Raw genomic sequence first — 17,924 nt, forward strand, 5'->3', positions numbered from 1 at the left:
GAGGCGGCGGGGCCGGCCGCGCTCGCGGGTGGGGGACGGCGCGCGGCCGTCGCGGCGTCGCGCTCAGCCGGCCGGCGGCGCGGATGCCTCGCTCAGGCGGCGGTCGAGCTCGTCCAGCGACTCCTCCAGCTCGCGCCAGCGGCGCTCGCGCTTGGAGGCGCTTTCGTTCGAGGCCTCGGTCAGCAGGCCGGCCTGATCCATCATCAGCTCGCCCGCCCCGCAGTCCGGGCGCAGGCCGCTGACGCGCAGGCCGTCGACCACGAACAGCAACTGGTCCTTGTCGGTGAACTCCGCGCCGCGGTCTTCCGGCACGATGGTCGCCAAGGCACGTTTCCAACTGGCGACCAAGCGCTGCGCCAGCGGCGCCGGGATCGGCGCCTCTTCGTTCTCGACCTCCTGGTCCACGCGCAGCTGCAGGGCGCCGCCGTTGCGCGAGGACGCCCACGCCGCGACGCGCTCGCTGGCCGCGGCATGGCGCAGGGTCCAGTCGCCGTCGCCGGGGATCAGCAGCAGGCCGCTTTCGGCGCCGCGCGCCGGCAGGTACGTCAGGCTCAGCTGCGGCGCGGCCTTGGCCGCGAGCAGTTGCTCCACCGCCGAGCCGTGGTTCTCGGTCGCCGGCGGCCAGCCGCGGCCGAGCGCGGCCCGGCAATCGTCCTCGGCCTGCGCCAGCGGCGCGACCGACAGCAGTGCGGCCAGGGCGCAGACGGAAAGGCCGCGGCGACGCGGACGGCGGGAGGCGGAAGCGAGGGCGTGGCGGCTCATGGCGTCGGGCATTCCTGTAGGACGTCGGGGCTGGAAGCGATCGGCGGCGCGCAGGGCGCCGTGCGACCGGCGGCGGCGAGCCGCGCCGGTCCCGACGAACGCTTTTACAGCAGCACGCGGCGCATGTCGCCGAGCAGCTGGCCCAGGTAGGCGGTGAAACGGGCAGCGGCGGCGCCGTCGATCACGCGGTGATCGTAGGACAGCGACAGCGGCAGGATCAGGCGCGGCGCGAACTGCTTGCCGTCCCAGACCGGCTTGGTCGCCGACTTGGACACGCCCAGGATCGCCACTTCCGGCGCGTTGACGATCGGGGTGAACGCGGTACCGCCGATGCCGCCGAGCGAGCTGATCGAGAAACAGCCGCCGCTCATGTCGGCCGGGCCGAGCTTGCCGTCGCGCGCCTTGGCGGCGAGTTCGCCGGTTTCCTTGGCGATCTGCAGCACGCCCTTCTTGTCGCAGTCGCGCACTACCGGCACGACCAGGCCGTTCGGGGTGTCCGCGGCGAAGCCGATGTGGAAGTACTTCTTCAGGGTCAGGTTGTCGCCGGTCGCATCGAGCGAGGCGTTGAAGGTCGGGAACTTCTGCAGCGCCGACACCGAGGCCTTCATCAGGAACGCGAGCATGGTCAGCTTGATGCCGGCCTTCTCGTTTTCCTTGTTCAGCGCCACGCGCAGCGCTTCCAGGTCGGTGATGTCGGCGTCGTCGTGCTGGGTGACGTGCGGGATCATCGCCCAATTGCGCGCCAGGTTGGCGCCGGAGAGCTTCTGGATGCGAGTCAGCGGCTTGGTTTCGGTTTCGCCGAACTTGCTGAAGTCGACCTTCGGCCACGGCAGCAGGTTGAGGCCGCCGCCCAGCGACGGCGCGGCGCCGGCCGGTGCGCCCGGCGCGACCGCCGACTGCATGACGCCCTTGACGAAGGACTGCACGTCTTCCTTGCTGATCCGGCCGCCACGCGAACTGCCGGTGACGCGGGCCAGGTCGACGCCCAACTCGCGCGCGAACAAGCGCACCGCCGGGCTGGCGTAGGGCACCTTGTCCGGCATCAGTTCGTCGGCGGTGAAGGCCACCGGCGGGCTGCGCGGCGGCATGGCTTCCGGGTCGGTGTTCTGGCCGGCGCCGGCCAGGACCGCCGGCGGAGTCGGCGCGGCGGCCTTGGCCGGGGCCGGTTCGCTCTTGGCCGGGGCTTCGACCTTGGCCGGAGCGGCCGCGGCGGCCGGCTGAGCCGCCGCTTGCGCCGGCGCCGGTTTGGCCTCGCCGTCGGCGACCTCGATCAGCGCCACCACGCTGCCTTCCGACAGCTCGTCGCCGATCTTGACCTTGAGTTCGCGCACGATGCCGGCGAACGGCGCCGGCACTTCCATGGTGGCCTTGTCGGATTCCAGCGTGACCAGGCTCTGGTCCCGGGTCACCGTGTCGCCGACCGCGACCAGCAGTTCGATGACGGGTACGCCGTCGTAGTCGCCGATATCGGGGACGCGTGCTTCCTTCAACTCAGCCATTTCGTGGGGCTCCGCAATGCGCGAAAACCCTATTGTGGCGTTTGCAGGCGGTCACGCCAACCGCGTTGCCGGGCGGGGCGTACTAAAGGCCTAAGCGGCACAAAGTCGCCCTCGGGACGGGTCAGCGTACGCCCCGGTATTGCCGCCGCTCAGGGCTGTTTCGGCGTGTGTTCGACCCGCAGCAGGCCCAGCGCTCCGCCCTCGTAACGGTACGAGAGGGCGTCTTCGAGCTTGTCCAGCTCGCCCATCCGCTGGCACAGGCCGTCGGCGCTGCGCTCCAGCGCCTTGGCGCGCGGCTGCACCGCGGCCTCGATCTTGGCGTCGAGCTGTTCCAGGCGCTTGAAGCGTTCCAGATCGCCGCTGAAGGCCGCGCTGACTGCGCCGCCGACCACGTCGCCGAGCACCGCCGGCAGGGCATCGCCGAGCGCGTCGCCGATGCCGTCGCCGAGCGCCTTGCCGCTGAAACGGGTCGGCGTGATGGCCTGGCTCAGCCGCGCGTCGAGCTCGCGCCGGGCCTTCTCGATCTGGCCGCGGGTGCGCTCGGGATGGTCGCCGAGCGTGGCGGCGACCTCGCCCAGCGCGGTGAACGCGATATAGGCCGCCTCGCGGCCGATGTGCTGGGCCTCGACCATCGCCGCGCGGGTGCCGCGCTCGAACTCGGCCAGGCGACGCGAGTCGTCGGCGCTCAGCGTCACCCAGCGGTCGTCGACGAACATCCGCCCCTGGCGCATCACGATCGCCTTCGGTGCGCCGCTCTCGCGGGTCAGGATCAGGCTGCGCTCGTTGAGGGTCAGGTGGTAATCGCTGTCGATGTTGCACTCGGAGTCGACCTTGATGTTGGCCGCGAAAGCCGAGCCGCAGGCCAGCGTCGCTGCGGCCAGAGCGGTCAGTCGGAGCGCTTGCAGGGGACGCATCGCCGGATCCTTGACGGTGAAGTGGCGCCAGTGTGCCGCGCGCGCGGCCGCCGCGTCCCGTGCCGGTCGGCGGCATGACCTTCGTCATGGCGCAGCAGCAGGCCCGCAATGGCCGGTGCGTGCGGTCTTGCCGACCGCCGTGGACAGGGACGCAGGGGTTGAGCCCTCGGCTCGATCGCCTGCATCCCTCGCATCGGGCGACGAGAGGCCAAGCCTGGGCTGCGGAGGAGATCCCGGCGCCGACCGCGTCGCGATCGCCCCCTCCTCGAACGCCTGCATGCGACGCCGCGGCGGCTTCGAAGCGACGCTGCGCAGGCTGCGGTCATGCCCGATTCATCGGCAGGTTCCTGCGCTCGACGTTTGCCGCATGCGCTCGCAATCCACACATTTCATGCACGAACGATGAGGTGCGCTTTGTTAAACGAAGCACGCAACATTTCGCCGCCCGCATGAAACCGCATGAAAATAGGCATTTTCCAGATCATCGCGACGGATCGGCGCAGAGCTGCGCGGGCCCGCGTACGCGAGCCATGAGGCGCAACGCAAGCACTCATGTGTTCATTGAATTCACTTTTTCCGCGGAAAAACCGCCTTTAACACGATGTTCGCGTGAAAGTTCCTTCACCTTCGTTCGCGCGGCAAGTTCGGTTCATGCAAGCGTCGCTACCTTGTGCCCGCCTCCCCCAAGGCGTCAGCAACACCACAACAACAGGAGTCGACTCCATGAACCGCTTTCGTCATTTGACCCTTGCCCTGATGGGTGCCATGGCCTTCGCCCCGGCCGCCTTCGCTCAGGATGCCGCTTCCACCTATACCGCCAGCGGCAAGCGTTTCGCCGTCGTCGGCGGCTACGCGCTGACCCAGCCGACCAAGAATCCGCAGATCGGCGGCGTGCGCAGCGACCTCGACGGCGACGGCGCCGCGACGCTGAGCGCCAGCTACTACATCAACGACAACATCGCCATCGAAGCCTGGGGCGCGGCCGACAAGTTCGGTCACCGCGTCAACAGCGGCGGCGGCAAGATCGGCAGCGTCGATTCGCAGCCGGTCGCGCTGAGCGGCCAGTACCACTTCCGCGGCGCCGACAGCATCGTGCGTCCGTTCGTGGGCCTGGGCTACTACCAGGCCAACTACAGCGGCGAGAAGCTGCTCGGCGGCCAGCGCCTGGGCGTGGAGAACGCCAAGGGCGGCATCGCCACCGCCGGCGTCGACCTCAACATCAACCCGACCTGGTTCGCCCGCGCCGATGTGCGCTACATGCAGGGCAGCAAGTCGGACGTGAAGCTGAACGGCGTCAAGGTCGGCGAAGCCGAGCTCAACCCGATCACCCTGGGCGTGGGCATCGGCGCGCGCTTCTGATCGGTGCGCCCGATCGGCATGTCCGATCGGAAACGCGACAACGGGCTCCTTCGGGGGCCCGTTGTTTTTTGCGCATCGTTTTTTCGGGCGCCGCCGCGCGCGGCTCAGGGATGTTCGGATTCGGCGTGGACGCTTTCGCGCCGCAGCAGGTACAGGCCGCTGGCGACGATGATCGCCGCGCCCAGCCAGGTCACCGAATCGGGCAGCACGCCCCACAGGCTGAGGTCGAGCAGCACGCCCCAGATCAGGGCGGTGTACTCCAGCGGCGCGATCAGCGAGGCCTCGCCCAGGCGGAACGCCTCGGTGACCGCGTACTGGCCGATCGAACCGGCCACGCCCAGCCCGGCGATCAGCCACAGGTCGCGCGACTGGATCGGCGTCCACTCCGGCCACGCCAACGCGCCCGCCCCCAGCGTGATCATGACCATCAGCCAGACCATCATCGCCTGGGTGCTGTCGGTGCGCGCCAGCAGGCGCACGGTGATCGCGCTGACCGCATAGCCCAGCGCCGCGCCGAGAATGCCCAACGCGGCCAGGCTCATCATGCCCTCGCCGGTGGGCCGCAACAGCACCAGCACGCCGAGCAGGCCGATGCCGATCGCGACCCAGCGGCGCGGGCCGACCCGCTCGCCGAGGATCGGCCCGGACAGCGCGGTGATCAGCAACGGCGCGATGAAGAAGATCGAGTACGCGCTCGACAAGGGCAGCCGGTTCACGCCGTAGACGAAGCAGGCCATCATGCCGACGCCGAGCACCCCGCGCAGCAGGTGCAGCGGCCAGCGCACCCGCACCAAGGGCCGCCAGCCGGCGCTGGCCAGGGCCCAGGTCAACACGAACGGCAACGACGAGACGCCGCGCAGGGCCGCGACCTGGAACGGCGGGTAGTGCTCGGACAAGAGTTTCAGGATCGCGTCCATCAGCGAGAACATCACCACCGCGACCAGCATGGTGGCGACCGCGCGGCCGCGGTGCGGATGGGCCGCGGTCATGGCGCGCACGCCGGCGCGAAGACGGGACGCGGCGCGCGCGGCGGGCCGTGGAAGCGAGGAGAAGGCATGATCGAAAACAATCGCGTGGACGACCCCATCATGCCGCGCGGCGCGATGGTCGTCATCCGTCTTCGGGCGAGGCGTGCAGGGCCTCAGCCGCGCAAGTCGGCACGCCGCAGACGCCGCCGCAGCCCCAGCGCATAAGCCTGGTAGTAGCCGAGCAACGACCCGCCGACCGCGAACAGCCCACCTTGGCGCGGCCACCACGCCGCGGCGGGTGCATCGTCCCAAGCATGCGCCGCCTGCCACAGGCCGATCGCCACGCGCGCGGCGACGATCAGGGTCAGGCTCAACACCAGCCAGCGATTGGGCGTGTAGTACAGCCCGCCCGCAGTCGGTTCGAAGCGAGTCAGGGCCAGTCCCAGCACGCCGGTCGCGAGCCCGGCCAGCCACCCGGCCGCGGCGAACACCGTGGCGTCCTCGACCCAATGCCCGACCGTCCAGGCACCGGCGAAGAACAACAGCAGCGAAGGCAACGACAGCGCGACCGCCAGGCCCAACGCCCAGGGCACGGCGCGCCGGCGCGCGCTGCCGGCGCGGTAGCGCAGGACCAGCCCGAGCGGCACCAGCAACGCCCACAGCAGGACCAGCACCAGCAAAGCCAATGGAATCAGCAGCAGCGGCATGACCGCAGCTTACGCGCCCGAGCCCATCCCTTGTAGGAGCGGCGTGAGCCGCGACCGCCGGAGCCGGGCACGTCAGCGCATCGCCCAAAGCCGGCCCGATGCGAGCGCCGGGTCGGAGCGGCGCGTTCCGTCCTCGGCCCCGCGCCAGGCGCGATCGGGTGACCGCGGCAGGGGACCCGGCTGCGGCGAGCGGCGCCGGGGTAAGCCGCTCCCACAGGCGGGACCGGCACCGCGGCCTCAGCCGGCGCAGCGCAAGCTGGCGATGTCGATCACGAAGCGGTAGCGCACGTCGCCCTGGAGCATGCGCTCGTAGGCCTCGTTGACCCGGTCGATGCCGATCAGTTCGATGTCCGAGGCCACACCGTGCTCGGCGCAGAAATCGAGCATTTCCTGGGTCTCGCGGATGCCGCCGATCATCGACCCCGCCAGACGGCGGCGATGCGCGATCAGCGCACCGGCCGCGACCGGCGCGGGCTGCTCGGGAATGCCGAGCAGGACCATGGTGCCGTCCACCTTGAGCAGATTCAGATAGGCGTTGTAGTCGTGCTCGCCGGAGACCGTGTCGACGACGAAATCGAAACTGCGCGCCAGAGTCTTGAACACCGCCGGATCGCGGGTCGCGGCGAAGGCCTGCGCGCCGAGCTGCAAGGCCGCCTCGCGCTTGGACTCGGACGTGCTGAACACGGTCACTTTCGCGCCCATCGCCGCCGCCAGCTTGACCGCCATGTGGCCCAGGCCGCCGAGGCCGACCACCGCGACCGCGTCGCCGGCCTTGACCCCGTAATGGCGCAGCGGCGAATAGGTGGTGATGCCGGCGCACAGCAGCGGCGCGGCGCGGTCCAGCGGAATCGATTCGGGCATGCGCAGCACGTAGTCCTGGTCGACGGTGATCCGGGTCGAATAGCCGCCGTAGGTCGGCGCGCCGCTGCCGCGCTCGGTGGAGTTATAGGTGCTGGTCATGCCCTGGTCGCAGTACTGCTCCTCGCCGGCCCGGCACTGCGCGCATTCGCGGCAGGAGTCGACGAAACAGCCTACGCCGACCGCGTCGCCGGCGCGGAACTTGCCCACCGCGCTGCCGACCTGGGCGACCCGGCCGACGATCTCGTGGCCCGGCACCATCGGAAACCGCGAGCGGCCCCATTCGCCGCGCGCCTGATGGATGTCGGAATGGCAGACGCCGCAATAGAGGATGTCGATCAGGACGTCGGTCGGGCCCGGCTCGCGGCGCTCGATCTCGAACGGGGCCAGCGGGGCGCGCGCGCTCTGCGCGGCGAAGGCGGCGGTCTTGAGCATGGAAGCTTCCGGATAACGGGGAAGCCCCGAATTCTAGCGGCCAATCCGCCGGCGCCGGGGCGCCGGAGCGGCAAAAACCGCCGGTATCGGCCGCAACAGTGCATATCGCCATGGCGCTTGCGTTACCCTTGGCCCCCGTTCCCCCCTTATCTTGCGAGTGCGCCATGCCTTCCTTCGACGTCGTGTCCGAAGTCGACACCCACGAACTCACCAATGCCGTCGACCAGGCCAACCGCGAGCTGAGCACCCGCTTCGACTTCAAGGGCGTGGACGCCAAGTTCGTGCTCGACGACAAGTCGATCACCCAGTCGGCGCCGAGCGAATTCCAGCTCGAGCAGATGACCGCGATCCTGCGCCAGCGCCTGTCGGCGCGGCAGATCGACGCGCGCTGCCTGGAATTCGGCGATGTCGAGACCAACCTCGCCGGCGCGCGGCAGAAGATCACCGTGCAGCAAGGCATCGAACAGAAGCTGGCGAAGAAGATCGCCGCGGCGATCAAGGACGCCAAGCTCAAGGTCGAGACCCAGATCAACGGCGACAAGCTGCGCGTGACCGGCAAGAAGCGCGACGATCTGCAAGCCGCGATCGCCCTGCTGAAGGCCGGCAACTTCGAGCGCCCGCTGCAGTACGACAACTTCCGCGACTGAGCCCTCGCGCCATGACCGCCGAGGACCCGATCGCCGCGACCCGACGCTGGCTGGAGCGCGCGGTGATCGGCCTGAACCTGTGCCCTTTCGCCAAGGCCGTGCTGGCCAAGGGCCAGGTGCGCTTCGTGCTCAGCGCGGCGGCCACGCCGGAGCAGTTGCTGGAGGAGTTGTCGTCCGAGCTGGTGCTGCTGGAGCAGAGCGATCCGGAACGGATCGACACCACCCTGATCGTGCATCCGCAGGTGCTCGGCGACTTTCTCGACTTCAACGATTTCCTCGACCTCGCCGACGGCGCGGTCGCGGCCTTGGACCTGGAAGGCGAGATCCAGGTCGCCAGCTTCCACCCCGACTACCAGTTCGCCGGCACCGCCTACGAGGACATCGGCAACTGCACCAACCGCTCGCCCTACCCGACCCTGCACCTGCTGCGCGAATCCAGCGTCGAGCGCGCGGTCGCCGCGTTTCCGGACCCGGACGTGATCGTCGAACGCAATCTGGCCACTCTGGAACAGTTGGGGCACGAGGGTTGGCGCAAGCTGACGGCGGAGTGAGGTCCGCGGCCGGCTTGGGCCGACGGCCGCGACCGTAGCTGCGGCGGAAGCGACGGCAAGAGCAATCCCCCTGCCGTTTTTCACAGGGGGAAAGACAAGCGGGTGCGACGAGCGTCGCGACGCAGCGACGCAGCGACGCAGCGACGCAGCGACGCAGCGACGCTCACAGCCAAAGCGATAGCCGCAGTACACGCAACCCGCCGCAGATGCAGCGGACGCAGTGGACGCCCAAGGCTCTCGCGACCGCTTGAAGCGGGTCCCGGAGGGCGTCTTGCTTTGCGTTACGCCGCCCGCGCTCAGCGCCCCGGCGCCGGCTGCGCCGGGCCGGCCAGCACCGCGGCGAGCAATTCGCGCGCCTGCACCAGGGACGCGACGATGCGGTGGCCGAACCCACGCAGCGCCTCGCCCGGAGCGATCAAGTCCGGCACCTGGATCGGCGTGGCGCCGGCGGCCAGCGCGGCGCGCACGCCCGGCTCGGAATCCTCCAGCACCAGGCAATGCGCCGGGTCGACGCCCAACTCGCGCGCCGCCAGCAGGTAGATGTCCGGCGCCGGCTTGGGATGCTCGACGTCGCTGCCGGTGAGGATCACCGCGAAGCGGTCGATCAGGCCGCTGGCGGCCAGCTTGGCCAAGGCCCGCTCGCGCCGGGTCGAAGTCGCCACCGCCTTGGGGACGCCGTGGGCATCGAGCAGGTCGAGCAGTTCGATCAGGCCGCGCTTGCGCGGCAGGCCGGCGGCGACGCGGGCGTCGTACAGGCGGTAGCTGGCGTCGCGCAGTCGGGTCGCCGCCTCTTCGCCGAAGGTCTCGACCAGCATCGCGAAGCTGGCGCGGTCGTGCACCCCGACCATGCTCAGCCACACCGCGTCGTCGGCATCGATGGATTCGGTCAGCGCCGCCTCGCGCCAGGTCTCCAGCATCGCCTGCTCGCTGTCGAGCATCAGCCCGTCCATGTCGAACAGCACCGCCTGCGGCACGAACTCGATCGGCGACGCGGAGCTCGCCGGCGCGGAATCAGCCACGGAACAACACCTCCAGATCGTGAGCGTCGAGCGTGCGCCATTGCCCGCTCGGCAAATCCTGCAGCGACAGTCCGCCGATGCGGCAGCGGTGCAGGGCCTCGACGTGATTGCCGACCGCGGCGAACATGCGCCGCACCTGGTGATAGCGGCCTTCGGTCAGGGTCAGGCGCGCAAAACGCGGCTCCGGCGATTCCAATTGCGCCGGCGCCAGCGGCGTCTTTTCCGACTCCAGCATCAGCTCGCCGCTGGCGAAGATTGCGCCCTCGTCGCCGCGCAGGTCGGCGGCGAGACGGGCCTCGTACACCTTGGCCAGCCTGGCCTTGGGCGAGACGATCCGATGCAGCAGTTGGCCGTCGTCGGTCATCAACAACAGTCCGCTGGTATCGCGGTCGAGCCGGCCGACCGGCGACAGCAGCGGCGAGCGCAGGCGGAAGCGCGGCGGCAGCAGGTCGTAGACGATCCGCCCCGGGTCCTTGGTCGAACAGGTGTAGCCGACCGGCTTGTGCAGCATCAGCACCAGGCCGGCCGGCGGGTCCAGAGGCTCGCCGTCGAGGCGGATCGCCTCGTGCGCGACCTGATCGTCGGCGTACAGCACGTCGCCGGCGGCGTCGGTGATGCGGCCTTCGCGGAACATCGCGCTCACGTCCTTGCGGCTGCCGTAGCCGAGGTTGGCGATCAACTTGACCAGCTTCATGCGCGGCCTGCCTGGCGGATCGCTTCGACGATCTTGAAGCCGCCCTGCTGGGCGACGGTACGCACTTCGCCGAAGGTCCGATCCAGTTCGGCCTCGTAGGGCAGATGGCGATTGGCGACCAGCCACAGCCGGCCGCCGGGATGGAGCGCCTGCGCCGCGACCGCGATGAAACGGCGGCCGATGTCGGGACGTTCCTCGCGGCCCTGGGCGTGGAACGGCGGATTGCTGACGATCACGTCGTAGCGCCGCTCCAGCCCGGCGGTGACGTCGTGCCAGAAGAATTCCAGCGTCGCCGCGGTGGGCGTGCGCGCCAGGTTGGCGCGCGCCAGCGCCAGCGCGCGCGACTGCGCTTCGTACAGGTCCAGGGCGACGATGCCGGGGCAGCGCGCCAGCAATTCCATCGCCAGATAACCGTAGCCGGCGCCGAGATCGGCGGCGCGGCCGCGCAGGTCGGCCGGCAGGTGCCGGACGAGCAAGGCCGAGGCGGGATCGACCCGATCCCAGGCGAACACGCCGGGCCGGCTCAGGTAGCGTCCATCGAGAATCTCGCGCGGCGCGTCGGCACCGGCCCAGGCCTCGGCCAAGGCCGGATCGGCCGGGCCCTGCAGCGGCGCGGTCCAGAAGGCGCGGCACTTGCGCTTGGACAGGCTGGCGACCGGGCCGGCGATCAGGCCCAGGTCGGCCTCGCCGGTGCGCGCGCCCTCGTCGTTGCGCAGGCAGGCCACCACCCGCCCGCCCGGCGCGGTACGCGCCAACGCCTGCGCATACAGCGCGCGCGCCTCTTCGCGTTGGCGCGGCGGCAAGACCAGCACCAACGGGTAACGCTGCTGCGGGTCCAGGGCGTCCAGATCGACCGTGTCCAGGCCGGCGCGGTGCAAGGCATCGACATCGGGCTTGAAGCCTTGCTCGCAGACCAGGCCCGGACGCGGTCGCTGGCGCAGGCCGATGCCGTCGCGGGCACGCAGGAACAGGGCCCCGCCCTGCTCGGGCCAGCGCAGCAGTCCGTCGGCGAAGGGTTGGAACAGGGTGTCCAGCGCGTCGTCGGAGCGGTCAGCGCGCATCGGGGCGGTCTTGAAAGCGAACGGGAACGATCATCGCAAGGATTTTACGCGGCCCCGGGCTAGGGTGTCGGCATCGTATCCAGAAAGGCCCGTGCATGCGCCTGCCCGTCATCGTCGCCGCGGCCCTGATGCCGGTCGTGGCCTGGTTCTCGCAACGCGGCGCGTTCGGCCCCGACAACGGCAGCCTGTCCGACCGCTATCCCACTTTGCTGGTCGCGGCCGGTTATGCGTTCTCGATCTGGGGCGCGATCTTCCTGCTCGATCTGTCGTTCGCGCTGTGGCAGGCGCGCAGCCGCTACCGCGACGCCCCGGCCCTGGTCCGGGTGCGGCCGGCGATCGCCGCCGGCTTCACCCTGACCGCATTGTGGATGCCGGTGTTCTCGCAGCAATGGTTCTGGCCGGCCCTGGCGATCATCTGGCTGGCCCTGGCCTGCCTGGCCTGGGCCGCGGTGCGGCTGGCGCGCGACGTCGATCCGCTGCCGGCGCAGGCCTGGTGGGCCAAATTGCCGGTCTCGCTGCACGCCGGCTGGCTGTCGTTGGCCGCGTTCCTGAACACCGCCCAGGTCATCGTCGCCTATCGATTGCTGCCGACCGAACGCATGCTGGGCTGGAGCCTGGCTCTGCTGGCGGCGATGGCCCTGCTGCTGAGCGCGCTCAATGCGCGCATGCACGGTAACGCCGGCTATGTGCTCGCTGCGCTGTGGGGGCTGGTCGGAGTGTACGTGGCGCAATCGGCCTCGGCGCGGCCGGGCGCGACGGTGGTGGCCTGGTTGGCCTTGGCGCTGGCCGCCGCCCTGCTGGTGCAGACCGCCTGGCTGCGCGCCCGGCGTCGGCGCAAGCTGTTTTCCGGCCATCTGACGCCCGGGGACTGAACGTCTCGTCGCCGACGACGCCGTTTTGCGTTCTTTGCACGGCGGCTTCATCGCCCGCCAACGCCGGTCCCGGGAGGATCGCGTTACGGCCCAGCACACAGGAGACCCGCGCGATGCGAGCCCTCTTCGTCGGCGGCACCGTCGACAACAGCGAACTCGATCTGGAAGGCGGCGCACCGCCGCTGCACTATCCGCCCAACACCGGCAGCGGTACCGCGCGCTACCGGCTGCATCACATCGGTCGCCGCGACAGCGCCACGGTGTATGCGGTCTATGCGGCCCCCGATCTCGCCGACGACGAAGTCGAGCGGGTCGCCGACGAGCGCGGCTACGCGCGCCGCTTCCAGGCCGAGCCGCAACTGAGCGCCTGAATCCATGCGGGCGCCGCCGAGTGCGGCGCCCGCGGCGGCGTCAGCCCTGCAGTTCGCGCAACGTCACCGACGGCGGCGCGTCGAGCACGCGCCGGGTCGCGAACAACCCGGCGATCAACGCCGCCAGGACGCCGGCGCCGCCGCCGACGGCGGCCATGCGCCAGTCGAACTGCCAGGGCAGATCGAACACCTTCACCGCGACCACGCCGGCCAGCACCGAGGCCGCGATCGCCGCGGTCAGCCCCGACAACAGGCCGATCGCGGCAAATTCCGAGGCCTGGGCCAGGCGCAGCTGGCGACGGCTGCCGCCCAGCACGCGCATCACCCCGCCCTCGAGCAGACGCTCGTCCTGGCTCGCGCTGACCGCGGCCATCAACACCAACAAGCCCGCGGCGAGCGAGAAGTAGAACACCACCTCGACCACGGTCGAGACCTGGTCGGCGGTGTTGCGCACCTGCTTGAGCACCTGTTCGATATCGATCACCGACAAGTTCGGGAAGCGCTCGACCAGCTCGGAGGTGAAGCGGGTCCGCGCCGGCGGCACGCTGATCGCAGTGATGTAGCTGGCGGCGTAGCCGTCCATCGAGCCGGGCGAGGCGATGACGAAAAAGTTCGGCCGGAAGCTTTCCCAATCGACCTTGCGCAGGCTGGTGATGCGCGCCTCGAACAGCTGCCCGGCAATGTCGAAGGCGACCGTGTCGCCGACCTTCCAGCCCAAGGTTTCGGCGAAGCCCTCTTCGACCGAGACCTCCGGCGCGGCCAAGCGCCGCGGCGCCCAGAATTTCCCGTCGACGACCTTGTTGTCGGCGCGCAGACGGTCGGCCACCGACAGGTTGAATTCGCGCTCGGCCAGTTGCTTGGCGCGGTCGCCGCGCTCGGCGTAGTCGGCGCCGGTGACGGGCTTGCCGTTCACCTCGGTCAGGCGGCCGCGGATCATCGGAAACAGGGTCGGCGCCGCCAGACCCTGGTCGGCGACGAAGCGGCGCACGTCGCCGACCTGATCCTGCTGCACGTTGATGATGAAGCGATTCGGCGCATCGGCCGACAAGGCCAACTGCCAACGGTCGAGCAGGTCGGTGCGGACGAAGGTCAGCAACAGCAGCGCCATCAGGCCCAGGCCCAGGGCGGAGATCTGGGCGATGCTGGTGCCGGCGCGGCGGCTGACGTTGGCCAGGCCGTAGCGCAGACTGCCGCGCAGGCGCGAACGCAGCCGGCGCACCACCACGATCAGCGACCAGGCCAGCAAAGCCAGCACCGCCAACGTCGCGGCGATGCCGCCGAGCATGGCCGCGCCGAGCGTGGCGGAACCGGCCTTCCACCACAGCAGGCCGCCGAGCCCGAGCAGGCCGGCGATCGCCACCAGCCAAGCGCTGGGCTCGGCCGGGTCCAGGTCGCGGCGCAGCACGCGCAAGGCCGGCACCCGCCGCAAGGCCAGCACCGGCGGCGCGCCGAACGCGAGCAACACCACCAGGCCGACGCCCAGGCCCTGCAGCGCCGGCAGCCAGCCGGCGGCCGGAATCGACATCTTCAAGGCTTGCTCCAGCCAGCCGCCGATCGCCCACTGCAAGGCGAACGCCAGGCCGACGCCGATCGCGCTGGCGATCAGGCCCAGCAACAGCATTTCGCCGACGTGGATGCCGACCAGGCGGCGCTGGCTGGCGCCGAGGCAACGCATTACCGCGGTGCCGGACAGATGGCGTTCGCTGTGCCGGCGCGCGGCCATCGCCACCGCGACCGCGGCCAGCACCACCGACACCAGCGCGGCCAGGCCGAGGAAGCGGCCGGCGCGGTCCAGCGCCGAACGCACTTCCGGTCGCGCATCGGCGATCGTCTCCAGGCGCTGCCCGCGGCCCAGTGCGGGCTTGGCCGCGGCGACGAAGCGCTCGACCGCACCGGGCGCGCCGGCCACCACCAGGCGGTAGCGGATCCGGCTGCCGGGTTGGATCAGCCCGGTCGACGGCAGATCGGCCAGGTTGAGGAATACCTTGGGCGCGATGTTGAAGTAGTCCAGCGATGCGTCCGGCTCCTGGGTCACCAACGCCGCCAGGCGCAGGCGCGCGTCGCCGATCGCGATTTCCTGGCCGATCCGGGCGCCGAGCGCGTCGGCGCCGGCGCGGCTCATCCACACCGTACCGCGGGCCGGCACGCCGTCGGCGTCGCGCTCGGCGCCGCCGGCGCGCTCGGCGATGCGGAAGCTGCCGCGCAAGGGAAAGCCCGGGCCGAGCGCACGCAGATCGCCGAGCTGCAGGCGCTCGCCAACCCGGATCATGGTCTGCAGTTCGGTCGCTTCGGCGCGGCGCAGCGCCGGCGCATTCGCGGCTTCGCGCAGCTTGCCGGCGATCGGCTGGTCGGCGCGGATCACCGCGTCGCCGCCGAGCAGGCGGTTGGCCTCGATCGCCAACGCACGCTCGGCGCGATCGGTGACGAAGCCGACCGCGGTCACCGCCAGCACCGCCACGATCAGCGCGGTCAGCAGGATGCGCACGTCGCCGGCCTTGAGGTCGCGGCGCAATTGCCGCCAGGCCATCGCCAACGTGATGACGGCGCCGCTCATCCCTGCACCAGCCGGCCGCTGTCCAGGCGCAGGCGGCGATGGCAGCGCGCGGCCAGATGGTCGTCGTGGGTCACCAACACCAGGGTGGTGCCGGCGTCGGCATTGAGTTCGAACAGCAACTCGATGATCGCCTGACCGGTGTGGGTGTCGAGATTGCCGGTCGGCTCGTCGGCGAACAACAGCGACGGCCGGGTCACGAACGCGCGCGCCAGGGCGACGCGCTGCTGCTCGCCGCCGGACAACTGGCGCGGGTAATGGTCCAGGCGCTGGCCGAGGCCGACCTTGGCCAGGATCGCCTGCGCCGGCACGCGCGCGTCGCGATCGCCGCGCAGCTCCAGCGGCAGCATCACGTTCTCCAGCGCGGTCAGCGAGGGCAGCAGCTGGAAACTCTGGAACACGAACCCGACCTTCTCGCTGCGCACCCGCGCCCGGCCGTCCTCGTCGAGCGCGGAAATCGCCTCGCCGTCAAGCAGCACTCGGCCGCTGCTGGGCGAATCCAGCCCGGCCATCAGCGACAACAAGGTGCTCTTGCCCGAGCCGGACGCGCCGACGATCGCCACGCTGTCGCCCTTGGCGATCGAAAAGCCGACCCCGTCCAGGATGGTGAGTTCGCCCGAGGGCAGGACCACCGTCTTGCCGAGCCGCTCGACCTGCAACGTCGGCGTCGCCGCGCGTACCGCGGCGTGCCCGGATGCGTCCGCATCGACGCCTTTGGCGATGGAATCGGCCATGATCGGATCGGCCAGGTGGGAAGCTGCCATGATCGCCCTTATGTTTGCGCTTATGTTTGCCTCGCCGCATCTTCGGGAGACGTTATTAAATGATTCTTAAGAACCCTGTCGGGTCCACGACATCACGGTCCAGGGCACGATATGCGGGATCCGGCCGCCGTGTTCAATGGCCGCGCGCCCTGGCCGCCGCCGCACTGCTGGCCGCCGGCTTGGTCCCGCCGCTGGCCCTGGCCCAGCCGGCCCAGTCGACATCCGCGCGCGCGCCGGCCGCGGCGCCGGCGGCCAAGGCCGCGCGCAGCGTGCTGGTCATGGGCGATTCGCTGTCCGCCGGCTACGGCCTGGCGGCCGCGCAGGGCTGGGTCGCCCTGACCGCCGAGCGCGTCGCCCGCAGCCGCCCGGGCTGGCGGGTGGTCAACGCCAGCGTCAGCGGCGAGACCACCGCCGGCGGCGCCTCGCGCATCGCCGGCGAACTGCAACGCAACCGTCCCTCGGTGGTGGTCATCGAACTGGGCGCCAACGACGGCTTGCGCGGCCTGCAACTGGCGCAAAGCCGGGCCAACCTGGAACGCATGATCCTCGCCGCCAAGGCCGCCAAGGCGCAGGTGCTGCTGATCGGCATGCGCATGCCGCCCAACCTCGGCAAGGAGTACACGGCCGGCTTCGAGCGCAACTACCGCGAACTATCGCGCCAGCACGGCACCGCCCTGCTGCCGTTCCTGCTCGAACCGATCGCGCTCGACCGCAATGCGTTCCAGGCCGACAACCTGCACCCGATCGCCAGCGCCCAGCCGAAGCTGCGCGATCACGTGTGGAGCGTGCTGGGGCCGATGCTGAAGTGAATCGCGCGGAGGCGAAGCGATAGGGGCCGCGACAGCGCCTCAAGCGCTGCGCCGGGCCGCCGCCGCGCGCGCGCGCGGCGACGTCGGGCGCTCGGCCTCGCGGCCGAGGTAGGCCTTGCAGCGGAACTGGTCGATGTCGTTGATGCGCAGGATGTTGCGCTTGCGGCTGACCAGACCGCTGCGGTGCCAGGTCTGCAATTGCGCGTTCAACTTCGGCCGGCTGGCGTTGACCATCGCCGCCAGGATGCTCTGGGTCGGCGGCAAGGCCACCTCGAAGTCCTCGCCGCGCGCATGCGGCTGAGTGCGCATCAGCGACAGCAAGTAGCGCGCCAGGCGCGACTCCAGCCGGTGCAGGCACATGGTTTCCAGGCTCTCGACCGCGTGGCGCAGGCGCAGGCACAGCGAGGCGTGGGCGCGCTCGATCACCGTCGGATCGGCGGTCAGCAGCGGAAAATGCCGGCGCGCCAGCAGCAGCACCTTGGTCGGGCTGTAGGCCACCGCGGTGAAGGTATGCGGATGGGCGTCGAGCAGCGGCGTCTCGTCGACGGTCTCTCCGCTTTCGATCGTATCGACGATCAGTTCCTGGCCGTCCGGGCCGTACAGCAACTTGTAGATGCGGCCGTGGACGATGAAGGCGAGGAAATCGCTGGGGTCGTTCTTGAAGAACAGCGCGTCGCCTTCCTCCAGGTTGACCTCGCTGGCGTGGCGCGCGACCTGGTCGAGCAGCGCCGTCGGCAACCCGCGCAGCAGACCGCAGCGGTCCACCCCCCAGCGCCTGCGCCGGACCGCCACGCCGTCGTCGGCGCTCATGCCCATAGCGGGTACCGCGCGGCCGTGGTTGCGGCCACGAGACGGCCGCGGCAGCGGCCGGTTGCGGATTCCATAACGCCCCCCTTGGTGTTTCGTCTGCCTTCGACGCCTGCGACGAGGGCGTCATCCGGCGGCCGGATCTCAGCGATCGAAGCTCGTCGAGCGAAGTTCGACGGTCGAAGCCCGGCGATCGGCTTGGGTCCGCCGCGGTGCGCGACGGCGCGCCGGTGCGGGAGCCGGAACGATGCCGGCGCCGAAGCGGACCGGCATCGC

General features: G+C 70.5%; 18 protein-coding genes. 6 read left to right on the plus strand and 12 right to left on the minus strand.

Annotated features, from left to right (window positions below):
- Window positions 1-63: 63 nt before the first annotated feature.
- The 3 genes from V2J18_RS19320 to V2J18_RS19330 all read right to left on the minus strand — a co-directional run bounded on the left by V2J18_RS19320 (window position 64) and on the right by V2J18_RS19330 (window position 3,175).
- Window positions 64-762 (minus strand): hypothetical protein, encoded by a 699-nt coding sequence (locus V2J18_RS19320; RefSeq protein WP_336132620.1) that lies wholly within the window; start codon window positions 760-762, stop codon window positions 64-66.
- 104 nt (window positions 763-866) lie between these two features.
- Window positions 867-2,261, minus strand: coding sequence for a dihydrolipoyllysine-residue acetyltransferase (gene aceF / locus V2J18_RS19325; RefSeq protein ID WP_425606071.1), 1,395 nt, complete (start codon window positions 2,259-2,261; stop codon window positions 867-869).
- 149 nt (window positions 2,262-2,410) lie between these two features.
- Window positions 2,411-3,175, minus strand: coding sequence for a DUF2884 family protein (locus V2J18_RS19330; RefSeq protein ID WP_336132621.1), 765 nt, complete (start codon window positions 3,173-3,175; stop codon window positions 2,411-2,413).
- 723 nt (window positions 3,176-3,898) lie between these two features.
- Here V2J18_RS19330 and V2J18_RS19335 point away from each other — a divergent pair.
- Complete coding sequence (locus V2J18_RS19335) at window positions 3,899-4,534, plus strand: OmpW/AlkL family protein (RefSeq protein WP_336132622.1); 636 nt, start codon at window positions 3,899-3,901, stop codon at window positions 4,532-4,534.
- 104 nt (window positions 4,535-4,638) lie between these two features.
- Here V2J18_RS19335 and V2J18_RS19340 read toward each other — a convergent pair whose 3' ends face one another.
- From V2J18_RS19340 to V2J18_RS19350, 3 genes are all read right to left on the minus strand, one after another.
- Window positions 4,639-5,523, minus strand: coding sequence for a DMT family transporter (locus V2J18_RS19340; protein ID WP_261370040.1), 885 nt, complete (start codon window positions 5,521-5,523; stop codon window positions 4,639-4,641).
- Between the two features lie 152 nt (window positions 5,524-5,675).
- Window positions 5,676-6,209 (minus strand): CcdC protein domain-containing protein, encoded by a 534-nt coding sequence (locus V2J18_RS19345; protein WP_336132623.1) that lies wholly within the window; start codon window positions 6,207-6,209, stop codon window positions 5,676-5,678.
- 237 nt (window positions 6,210-6,446) lie between these two features.
- Window positions 6,447-7,502 (minus strand): NAD(P)-dependent alcohol dehydrogenase, encoded by a 1,056-nt coding sequence (locus tag V2J18_RS19350; RefSeq protein ID WP_336132624.1) that lies wholly within the window; start codon window positions 7,500-7,502, stop codon window positions 6,447-6,449.
- Between the two features lie 164 nt (window positions 7,503-7,666).
- Between V2J18_RS19350 and V2J18_RS19355 the strand changes: the two genes are divergently transcribed.
- Both V2J18_RS19355 and V2J18_RS19360 read left to right on the plus strand, forming a co-directional pair.
- The gene (locus V2J18_RS19355; RefSeq protein ID WP_336132625.1) at window positions 7,667-8,149 is read left to right on the plus strand and encodes a YajQ family cyclic di-GMP-binding protein; all 483 of its coding nucleotides are present in this window, start codon (window positions 7,667-7,669) and stop codon (window positions 8,147-8,149) included.
- 11 nt (window positions 8,150-8,160) lie between these two features.
- The gene (locus tag V2J18_RS19360; protein WP_336132626.1) at window positions 8,161-8,700 is read left to right on the plus strand and encodes a DUF1415 domain-containing protein; all 540 of its coding nucleotides are present in this window, start codon (window positions 8,161-8,163) and stop codon (window positions 8,698-8,700) included.
- Window positions 8,701-8,996: 296 nt separating this feature from the next.
- Here the strand turns inward: V2J18_RS19360 and V2J18_RS19365 are convergent, their stop codons facing one another.
- The 3 genes from V2J18_RS19365 to V2J18_RS19375 are packed head-to-tail and all read right to left on the minus strand — an operon-like array spanning window position 8,997 to window position 11,474.
- Window positions 8,997-9,719, minus strand: coding sequence for an HAD family hydrolase (locus tag V2J18_RS19365; protein ID WP_336132627.1), 723 nt, complete (start codon window positions 9,717-9,719; stop codon window positions 8,997-8,999).
- The gene (locus V2J18_RS19370; protein WP_336132628.1) at window positions 9,712-10,413 is read right to left on the minus strand and encodes a pseudouridine synthase; all 702 of its coding nucleotides are present in this window, start codon (window positions 10,411-10,413) and stop codon (window positions 9,712-9,714) included. The genes V2J18_RS19365 and V2J18_RS19370 overlap by 8 nt, the downstream gene beginning before the upstream one ends.
- The gene (locus V2J18_RS19375) at window positions 10,410-11,474 is read right to left on the minus strand and encodes a class I SAM-dependent methyltransferase (protein WP_336132629.1); all 1,065 of its coding nucleotides are present in this window, start codon (window positions 11,472-11,474) and stop codon (window positions 10,410-10,412) included. The genes V2J18_RS19370 and V2J18_RS19375 overlap by 4 nt, the downstream gene beginning before the upstream one ends.
- Before the next feature lie 95 nt (window positions 11,475-11,569).
- Here V2J18_RS19375 and V2J18_RS19380 point away from each other — a divergent pair, with 95 nt between their 5' ends.
- Both V2J18_RS19380 and V2J18_RS19385 read left to right on the plus strand, forming a co-directional pair.
- The gene (locus V2J18_RS19380; RefSeq protein WP_336132630.1) at window positions 11,570-12,346 is read left to right on the plus strand and encodes a hypothetical protein; all 777 of its coding nucleotides are present in this window, start codon (window positions 11,570-11,572) and stop codon (window positions 12,344-12,346) included.
- Window positions 12,347-12,459: 113 nt separating this feature from the next.
- Window positions 12,460-12,717: a hypothetical protein gene (locus V2J18_RS19385; protein WP_064747073.1), complete on the plus strand. Its 258-nt coding sequence runs from the start codon at window positions 12,460-12,462 to the stop codon at window positions 12,715-12,717.
- 40 nt (window positions 12,718-12,757) lie between these two features.
- Here V2J18_RS19385 and V2J18_RS19390 read toward each other — a convergent pair whose 3' ends face one another.
- Window positions 12,758-15,271, minus strand: coding sequence for an ABC transporter permease (locus V2J18_RS19390; protein WP_336132631.1), 2,514 nt, complete (start codon window positions 15,269-15,271; stop codon window positions 12,758-12,760).
- Window positions 15,268-16,032 carry an ABC transporter ATP-binding protein gene (locus V2J18_RS19395; RefSeq protein WP_261370038.1) on the minus strand — a complete coding sequence of 255 codons (765 nt, stop codon included), beginning with the start codon at window positions 16,030-16,032 and terminating at the stop codon, window positions 15,268-15,270. Before V2J18_RS19395 ends, V2J18_RS19390 begins: the two co-directional genes overlap by 4 nt.
- A 179-nt stretch (window positions 16,033-16,211) precedes the next feature.
- Between V2J18_RS19395 and V2J18_RS19400 the strand changes: the two genes are divergently transcribed.
- Entirely contained in the window at window positions 16,212-16,841 is a 630-nt protein-coding gene (locus V2J18_RS19400; RefSeq protein ID WP_261370037.1) for an arylesterase, read from the plus strand.
- Between the two features lie 39 nt (window positions 16,842-16,880).
- Here the strand turns inward: V2J18_RS19400 and V2J18_RS19405 are convergent, their stop codons facing one another.
- The gene (locus V2J18_RS19405; protein WP_075575027.1) at window positions 16,881-17,651 is read right to left on the minus strand and encodes a Crp/Fnr family transcriptional regulator; all 771 of its coding nucleotides are present in this window, start codon (window positions 17,649-17,651) and stop codon (window positions 16,881-16,883) included.
- Between the last annotated feature and the right edge of the window lie 273 nt (window positions 17,652-17,924).

This window comes from Lysobacter firmicutimachus (genome assembly GCF_037027445.1).
In the GTDB taxonomy this organism is placed as follows: domain Bacteria; phylum Pseudomonadota; class Gammaproteobacteria; order Xanthomonadales; family Xanthomonadaceae; genus Lysobacter; species Lysobacter firmicutimachus.